1 rRNA gene and 1 other annotated feature are annotated in these 2,881 nt (G+C 47.6%); the gene reads left to right on the top strand.

Annotation, left to right across the window (positions count from 1 at the left end):
• Positions 1 to 792, top strand: a 16S ribosomal RNA gene (locus tag AB0L74_RS34735); the annotation flags it as partial.
• Between the two features lie 284 nt (positions 793 to 1,076).
• Positions 1,077 to 2,881 (top strand) — a sequence feature (most likely nonfunctional fraction of RNA operon).

Below are 2,881 nucleotides of genomic sequence, written 5' to 3' on the forward strand. Positions count from 1 at the left end.
GCTGATGTGCGAAAGCGTGGGGATCAAACAGGATTAGATACCCTGGTAGTCCACGCCGTAAACGATGAGTGCTAAGTGTTAGGGGGTTTCCGCCCCTTAGTGCTGCAGCTAACGCATTAAGCACTCCGCCTGGGGAGTACGACCGCAAGGTTGAAACTCAAAGGAATTGACGGGGACCCGCACAAGCGGTGGAGCATGTGGTTTAATTCGAAGCAACGCGAAGAACCTTACCAAATCTTGACATCCTTTGAAAACTCTAGAGATAGAGCCTTCCCCTTCGGGGGACAAAGTGACAGGTGGTGCATGGTTGTCGTCAGCTCGTGTCGTGAGATGTTGGGTTAAGTCCCGCAACGAGCGCAACCCTTAAGCTTAGTTGCCATCATTAAGTTGGGCACTCTAGGTTGACTGCCGGTGACAAACCGGAGGAAGGTGGGGATGACGTCAAATCATCATGCCCCTTATGATTTGGGCTACACACGTGCTACAATGGACAATACAAAGGGCAGCTAAACCGCGAGGTCATGCAAATCCCATAAAGTTGTTCTCAGTTCGGATTGTAGTCTGCAACTCGACTACATGAAGCTGGAATCGCTAGTAATCGTAGATCAGCATGCTACGGTGAATACGTTCCCGGGTCTTGTACACACCGCCCGTCACACCACGAGAGTTTGTAACACCCGAAGCCGGTGGAGTAACCATTTATGGAGCTAGCCGTCGAAGGTGGGACAAATGATTGGGGTGAAGTCGTAACAAGGTAGCCGTATCGGAAGGTGCGGCTGGATCACCTCCTTTCTAAGGATATATTCGGAACATCTTCTTACGAAGATGCAGGAATAACATTGACATATTGTATTCAGTTTTGAATGCTCATTGGAGTATTCATTGCATTATTTTGTACATTGAAAACTAGATAAGTAAGTAAAATTTATGATTTTACCAAGCAAAACCGAGTGAATTAGAGTTTTTTAACAAGCTTTGAATTCAAAAAGAAATAATCGCTAGTGTTCGAAAGAACACTCACAGATTAATAACATTTTGGGTTTTCAACCGACTTGTTCGTGTTGAAAGTCAAAAAAGATTAAGTTATTAAGGGCGCACGGTGGATGCCTTGGCACTAGAAGCCGACGAAGGACGTTACTAACGACGATATGCTTTGGGGAGCTGTAAGTAAGCTTTGATCCAGAGATTTCCGAATGGGGAAACCCAGCACGAGTTATGTCGTGTTATCGATATGTGAATACATAGCATATCTGAAGGCAGACGCGGAGAACTGAAACATCTTAGTACCCGCAGGAAGAGAAAGAAAAATCGATTCCCTGAGTAGCGGCGAGCGAAACGGGAAGAGCCCAAACCAACGAGCTTGCTTGTTGGGGTTGTAGGACACTCTATACGGAGTTACAAAAGAACAGACTAGACGAATCATCTGGAAAGATGAATCAAAGAAGGTAATAATCCTGTAGTCGAAAGTTTGTTCACTCTTGAGTGGATCCTGAGTACGACGGAACACGAGAAATTCCGTCGGAATCTGGGAGGACCATCTCCCAAGGCTAAATACTCTCTAGTGACCGATAGTGAACCAGTACCGTGAGGGAAAGGTGAAAAGTACCCCGGAAGGGGAGTGAAATAGAACTTGAAACCGTGTGCTTACAAGTAGTCAGAGCCCGTTAATGGGTGATGGCGTGCCTTTTGTAGAATGAACCGGCGAGTTACGATTTGATGCAAGGTTAAGCAGTGAATGTGGAGCCGTAGCGAAAGCGAGTCTGAATAGGGCGTTGAGTATTTGGTCGTAGACCCGAAACCAGGTGATCTACCCATGACCAGGTTGAAGTTCAGGTAACACTGAATGGAGGACCGAACCGACTTACGTTGAAAAGTGAGCGGATGAGTTGTGGGTAGCGGAGAAATTCCAATCGAACCTGGAGATAGCTGGTTCTCTCCGAAATAGCTTTAGGGCTAGCCTCAAGTGATGATTATTGGAGGTAGAGCACTGTTTGGACGAGGGGCCCTTATCGGGTTACCGAATTCAGACAAACTCCGAATGCCAATCAATTTAACTTGGGAGTCAGAACGCGGGTGATAAGGTCCGTGTTCGAAAGGGAAACAGCCCAGACCACCAGCTAAGGTCCCAAAATATATGTTAAGTGGAAAAGGATGTGGCGTTGCCCAGACAACTAGGATGTTGGCTTAGAAGCAGCCATCATTTAAAGAGTGCGTAATAGCTCACTAGTCGAGTGACACTGCGCCGAAAATGTACCGGGGCTAAACATATTACCGAAGCTGTGGATTGTCCGTAAGGACAATGGTAGGAGAGCGTTCTAAGGGCGTTGAAGCATGATCGCAAGGACATGTGGAGCGCTTAGAAGTGAGAATGCCGGTGTGAGTAGCGAAAGACGGGTGAGAATCCCGTCCACCGATTGACTAAGGTTTCCAGAGGAAGGCTCGTCCGCTCTGGGTTAGTCGGGTCCTAAGCTGAGGCCGATAGGCGTAGGCGATGGATAACAGGTTGATATTCCTGTACCACCATTATTCGTTTTAAGCGATGGGGGGACGCAGTAGGATAGGCGAAGCGTACGATTGGATTGTACGTCCAAGCAGTGAGATTGAGTGTTAGGCAAATCCGGCACTCTTAAGATTGAGCTGTGATGGGGAGAGGAAATTGTTTCCTCGAGTCGTTGATTTCACACTGCCAAGAAAAGCCTCTAGCTAGAATTGTGGTGCCCGTACCGCAAACCGACACAGGTAGTCAAGATGAGAATTCTAAGGTGAGCGAGCGAACTCTCGTTAAGGCTGATGTGCGAAAGCGTGGGGATCAAACAGGATTAGATACCCTGGTAGTCCACGCCGTAAACGATGAGTGCTAAGTGTTAGGGGGTTTCCGCCC

Origin of the sequence: Streptomyces sp. NPDC052020 (assembly GCF_040680575.1) — a bacterium.
GTDB lineage: Bacteria > Actinomycetota > Actinomycetes > Streptomycetales > Streptomycetaceae > Streptomyces.